This is a genomic window from Legionella sp. (genome assembly GCF_049790535.1).
GTDB lineage: Bacteria > Pseudomonadota > Gammaproteobacteria > Legionellales > Legionellaceae > Legionella.
This window is the reverse complement of record NZ_JBAQZB010000037.1, coordinates 1-5,858: the sequence shown is the minus strand read 5'-3', so window position 1 is coordinate 5,858 and position 5,858 is coordinate 1. Positions and strand designations below refer to the sequence as shown.

The window sequence follows — 5,858 nt, the reverse complement described above, 5'->3', positions numbered from 1 at the left end:
CTTGCTGCTTTCTAATAACAGCCTTTTCCATTGGTTAATTTGTGTTGGATGTACTTCAAATTCCGATGCTAATTCATTGGGCGTTTTATGACCTTTTAATGCCTCTATCGCAACTTTTGACTTAAATAAGGGAGAAATATTACATTATCAATGCATAACCACAACTCTTAAATATGGAGAGCAGGTTTTAACTCTGCAAATAATTCTCGAAAAAGATCACACGCACCTAAATATATTCCTGGGCTATTAGATTCTCTCGGGCCAGCTATATTAAGTACGCAGATATTTTCTCTCCTTATCCACTCGTGTATCTCACCAACTGCACTATCTCTTTCAGTTAAGCTGATAATTAGGTGTGGTTTTCCTTGTCGCTCTGCATCTGCAATCGTTAATCGAGTGCCATCTTGTATTTTTTCAGACAGAGGTAAACATGGAGCAATAATTAAGGTCCCATCAGAATCACGAATATTTAGCTTGGTTCTTTCATCTGGATCTATAGTAGCCGCCTTTTTCAAAGAGGGATATCTATCTAATATACAGACACCATTTTCATCTAATCCACCTTTGGGGCACCAGCCTCCGATGGGTATCTTTAACTCTTCAGCAATTAAAAGGCCTGCTTGATCAACGCCAGTTTGGCCCCCTGATACGATTTGTTCAATCATATAATAGACTCCTGATTGTTTGAATATTTGAATGGAGTAAATTTTTTCGGAAAATCGTAAACATTTTTTTGAGAAAATAATGGAAAATTAAGAACTAAGCAAATTGTAGGATAAAAATCTGATAACCAAGTGATGATCGTTGATTAATTTAAAGAAATCATTATCTCTAGGAATTATTATAATTTGGTTTTGTTATTTGGTTTTAATTCTTTACGTAGATTTAGTTGTTCATTATTCTACAGCAGGAAGCAATTTTTTATATTATGGAAGCTTATCTATTTCATTTGTTGCCATATACTATGTTATTTATTCAACTTATTGCCAAATAATTCAATTAATTTCCCCTTAGAATAGTAATTAGGGTTTTACCGCATATCCAGCCCAAACTGGCAATGAGACAGCTAAGCGACTTTAAGTGCTAATATTTTGTCCATATCGAACAACATATCCTGTTCTTCAATATCCTGAGTAAAGTCATATTCCCCATGCAAATTGACGTAATGCCAGATTAAAGTCGACCCATTGCGAATAATGGTTAATAATGCCTTCCTGCTTTCTTCATCCTCTAATAAGGCTAATTTTTGCGAAAGATATAGCTCATTCCATAATACAATTGCATTCTGGATTAAGCGCTGGCAGCCAACAACCATTTCCTGTTCCTCTTTACTGCTGTATTGAATCTCCTGGTTGTTACCAAACAAAATAGCTTTTGAAAATTTATTTGATAGCTCAATGCGATTTAACTGTTTTTCAACAGCCTGCCGTAATTCCACATCATCAATATACCGAAGAATAAACAGACTTTTAATGATCCGTCCAAATTCCTTGATGGCACAGTACAATGGATGCTGTTTAGAATATGAACTGAGGCGCTTGAACAGTTGTGATGCCGTTGTGGCTTTAAGTTTAATCGTAACCATCAAACGCAAAATATCATCCCAATGTGTTTTAATTAAATCAGTGTCGATATAGCGATGCGGGAGTATTTTATATCCTTTGGTTTCATAGGTGCTTCTAGAGTTAAAACTGTATAGGGTGGCTTTCTTCAGCCCTTTAATTCTGGGTGCAAAGTAAATCCCCAGCATATTCAATATCCCAAAAATTGCTTCAGAATAACCATGTGTATCAGTGGAATGGATTGTGCTCTTGATCGAAAGATTATGTAATAACCCATCCGCGACATAGGCTGCTTCACGTTCAGAGCTACTGATGGACGTAGTATAAAATAGGCGATTGAGCTCATCAATAAAGCTGTAAAGTGAAGATCCTGAACCGCTTCCAAAGTATTTAAATGATTTATTGGCATTTAATGACTCAACAACTACGCTGACTTTTCGCCCATCGCTTGATGTATGTAATTCACCAGGATTTTTTTGATAGATGCTGGCTAATGATAGCTTACCGAGCAGATCAAGAATGCATTGATTGGCTGCGTTAATGTTATCAAGACTCATGTGCCAGTTTACAAAGTTTTCCAGGGCATCTGCCGTAATCCCTTTCGAGACATTGGCCATCTTGCTGATGCCAATGTTGCATCCCATTCCTAAAATCGCCGCATAAAATATGGATTTTTTGGGCAAGATCTTCTTGTCTTTAACGCTGTGATGGCGAAAGCAATCGAGGTAACCAGTTAACCACTGAATATCACTCAATATTTTCAGTACCGATGTGTATTTCTGATCAGAAAACAGAGAAGATACAGACTGCGTATTTATCTTTTCGACTTTAGGCGTTGCCAGAACCATTCGTCCTTTTGAATCAAATTTGATGTGCAGATTTTTGTCTGCCTTGATACGGCGATTGGTTTTATGATATGCACCATGAAGCTTTTTTTGAAGGGTTAAAATTAATTGATAAATGTCTGCAAAATCGAGTAGTCCGGCTTCTTCCAGTAACCGATTTCTGTTAGCCTGCCAGTGTTCTTTGGGATGTAAATAATTTTCCAGTGACAGATAGCGATAGGCTGGTTTCAGACTGATAACACCCGCTTTTAAAGCGTCGGCCGTATAAAAATACAGCAGCACCTTATAAAGGGAGATCCTGAATTTACCTTCACTGGAATAAAGTACCACCTGCTCCCTTTCAGATAAAAAGCCGACTGGCGCCTCTTTCCCCACATTCCCTGTTTTAGCCTGATAATGTTTAATGGCTACCAAAATAGCAGGAATATCCTGATTTTCCGGGATATCAAATGCAATATTACGCAAAATGTCAGCTACTCTGTTCTGTAATTTAAGAGACAAATCCTCCAGTATCTGGTAATAGTTTTGTGCATTCATCTCATCGAGTGCCTGTTTTGTACATTCATCCAGTTTTGGTTCCGGTGGATAGATTTCCAGGTGCTGATGATAGTCCTCTAACAGCTGCCTGATTTGCTGAATCTTCTCCGAATCGCTTAAAACAGGGGATGTTGCCAGCTTTTCAATTTTTTTCAGTTGAGCCTTATAGGATATTCTTGCATCTGATAATAATTGCAGGGTTTCCTTTTGCTGGTCTTTCTGTTTAAAGATCTGTTCCTTTTCATTTTTCACAGCAGCGTTTTGTGTGGCCTTCGCACAATTCAGTAAAATATCAGCAAAAATATCCTGTCTTAACTGATATTGATGAACCAGAAAACAGATTATATGGAGATAGCGTTTATCAGACTGAAGCTGATTAATTTGAAACAGGCTGGCCTTGCGAATCCAGGTTGCATAATGCTTGATTGTGTCATTGTGCAAATTTAGTCCGTCTAGCAAGGGGACAATACTATTGTATATGATTTGGATTAGTTGATAATCTTGGATACTTTCCTTGATTTCCTTTGGTTTTCTTGAGTGACTGATTGTTTTAAGTCTGGCAATTGTTGAAGAATCGGCATCATCCATTTTAAGAAGAGCATCCAGGTTTATTTTGTGATCATCGGATAATTGATCCTCAATCATATGAACCAGATGTTTATCATAATCACTGATTATTTCTGTGATACTCAGGGCAAATCGATTATAACGAGGGATCTCAATGTGCCTGGCTTTCAGAAGATCGAATACATCCTGTAAAATCTGTTTTGGTGGGTAACGACGGGCAACTCGATCATGGATGCTTTCCCTGAACAATATTTTTGCCTCTTCATCAAAGGGTTTTATCGCTAGATATTCCCGAATTATCTGTTTGTGGTAATTAAACGTCCGCTGATTATATTTTGTTAGTAGCACCTCATTCCTGTCAAAGCCATATTGGTGGCATATGACCTTGAGATCAGATTCATAAAACTGTCTTGGCTGGTAGAATCGCGCTCCTGCCAGGCAATACCCAAACAATAAAATAAATCCAGCTTTATTGGTAATACTTTCCACGCTTTTCAGCCAGACTGCTACTTCTGGTGGTAAACAAAAATATTTATTTTGTTCATCCTGGGAAAAATTTGGCGGAGCATTGAAAATATTTTGTTCTGCCGGGGTCAGTATTTCAAGCTTTGCCATTAAGGTACATCCAGGACATTAAATTTAATTCTTTTAACGCTCGTTTTATAAAGCGAAAAACTATAACATATAGGTGCTTCATAAACGATAATAAAATCTATTGTGTTATGTATCAAAACCACCTTAATACAGAAGTAATAATAACTGGATGAAATTTGTATGATTTATGGATATGTTCGGGTGAGTACTCAAGAACAAAATGTTGATAGCCAAAAAAACAGCATCAGTCGATATTGCATGGATCAGAAACTAATGGTTGATGAGTGGATTGAGTTGGAAATGTCTTCACGCAAATCTACTGCTCATCGCCGGATTGATGAATTGCTAAATAAATTATTACCAAGTGATATTGTTATTTCTTGTGAATTATCACGCTTAGGCCGTTCAATTAAAGAAACACTTAATACGATTGAAACAATTACTCAGGATAAACAAGCAAGGTTGATTTTGATTAAGCAGAATCTTGATTTAAATCCTGATGCCAAGAATAATATGACAAATAAAGTATTGATTACTATTTTTTCAATGCTTGCCGAGTTAGAAAGAGATTTTATTTCGGAAAGAACAAAAGAGGGATTAAAAGCACGTGCAGCTAAGGGAATAAAACTTGGTAAACCTAAGGGAGTAGTTCAAGCTTCAATGTATGATAAGGACGAAGAAAAAATTCTGCATCTTTATCATCTTGGAGTTCCAATCCAAAAAATTATTAAAACTCATTTAGGCTATGGCAAGTATCTGTCACTAAAAGCTTTTATTAGTAAATCAAAGAGAAGAGAATGTATCTTATAACAAATCAGATCACCACACTCCTTACTTATATTTTCCTTTACCTAACCGTTATATTTTTGTGGGTACCCCACTTTAAAAGAATTCCCTTATGGAGTTTGATGTTAGGGGTTTCAATACTATTTGGCTTAATTAGCAAACGGATTGAATTAATTTCTGTTGTTTTTATTTTACTCTTGGCTTGCTTTGCCTATTTTCTACAAAATATAAAAATATCTCTAATAGTACGAATTTTATCTGCGGTAGGACTATTGATTTTAGGGTGTGGATTAGCATTACATATTGTACCTGGATTTCATAATCTTCAAGTATTAGATAAAGTAAAAATTAGTGAAGATGGAATTCCATTTAGTCTTTATCTAAATTTTGATAAGACAATTGTAGGCATCTTTATCTTAGGTATTCTTCATCAGCTAATTACAACAAAAAATGAATGGATTAAAATGTTCAAAGGTATGACTCCTGGGGCATTAGTATTAATCTTGATTATAGCCTGCCTCTCATTTCTATTTCATTATGTTCGATTTGATCCAAAATTACCGAGTAGCTTACTAATATGGTCATGTACTAATTTATTATTTGTTTGTGTAGCAGAAGAAGGTTTTTTCAGAGGATTTATTCAAAAATATTTATGCTTGGTATTTCAAAATATTAAGTATGGAAACTTACTAGCAATTTCTATTGCATCTATTCTTTTTGGATTAGCTCATTATACTGGAGGAGTTTTATATGTGCTCTTGGCTTTTATTGCAGGGATGGGTTACGGGTTTATATATTTTCGTACTAAACGAATTGAATCAAGCATCATCACTCACTTTTTATTAAATTTAATTCATTTTTTGTTTTTTACGTATCCCGCATTAGCCAGCGCTATACATTAAGTGAAGATTTTTTTAGGTTGATGGATTCCTCATTGCCAGTTTGGGCTGGATATGCGGGAAAACCC

Annotated in this window: 5 protein-coding genes; 2 read left to right on the top strand and 3 right to left on the bottom strand. The window is 35.8% G+C overall.

Annotation, left to right across the window (positions count from 1 at the left end; all coding sequences use genetic code 11):
* The 3 genes from WA877_RS01825 to WA877_RS01815 all read right to left on the bottom strand — a co-directional run.
* Window positions 1-138 (bottom strand): transposase (locus WA877_RS01825; protein WP_425169237.1); only part of this gene is annotated, 138 nt, incomplete at its 3' end.
* A gap of 29 nt (window positions 139-167) precedes the next feature.
* Complete coding sequence (locus tag WA877_RS01820; protein ID WP_425169236.1) at window positions 168-665, bottom strand: putative molybdenum carrier protein; 498 nt, start codon at window positions 663-665, stop codon at window positions 168-170.
* Window positions 666-1,066: 401 nt separating this feature from the next.
* On the bottom strand, window positions 1,067-4,126 hold the full coding sequence (locus WA877_RS01815) for a Tn3 family transposase (RefSeq protein ID WP_425169235.1): 3,060 nt from the start codon (window positions 4,124-4,126) through the stop codon (window positions 1,067-1,069).
* A 159-nt stretch (window positions 4,127-4,285) separates the two neighbouring features.
* On the opposite strand from WA877_RS01815, the gene WA877_RS01810 reads away from it, so the two are divergent.
* Together WA877_RS01810 and WA877_RS01805 are read left to right on the top strand one after the other, a co-directional pair.
* Complete coding sequence (locus tag WA877_RS01810; protein ID WP_425169234.1) at window positions 4,286-4,915, top strand: recombinase family protein; 630 nt, start codon at window positions 4,286-4,288, stop codon at window positions 4,913-4,915.
* 98 nt (window positions 4,916-5,013) lie between these two features.
* Window positions 5,014-5,793, top strand: a complete 780-nt coding sequence (locus tag WA877_RS01805; RefSeq protein ID WP_425169233.1) for a lysostaphin resistance A-like protein — start codon at window positions 5,014-5,016, stop codon at window positions 5,791-5,793.
* Window positions 5,794-5,858 lie beyond the last annotated feature (65 nt).

Coding starts and splice junctions, on each gene's coding strand:
- WA877_RS01810 (WP_425169234.1), top strand. CDS start 4,286: ATGATTTATGGATATGTTCGGGTGAGTACTCAAGAACAAAATGTTGAT.
- WA877_RS01820 (WP_425169236.1), bottom strand. CDS start 665: ATGATTGAACAAATCGTATCAGGGGGCCAAACTGGCGTTGATCAAGCA.
- WA877_RS01815 (WP_425169235.1), bottom strand. CDS start 4,126: ATGGCAAAGCTTGAAATACTGACCCCGGCAGAACAAAATATTTTCAAT.
- WA877_RS01805 (WP_425169233.1), top strand. CDS start 5,014: ATGTTAGGGGTTTCAATACTATTTGGCTTAATTAGCAAACGGATTGAA.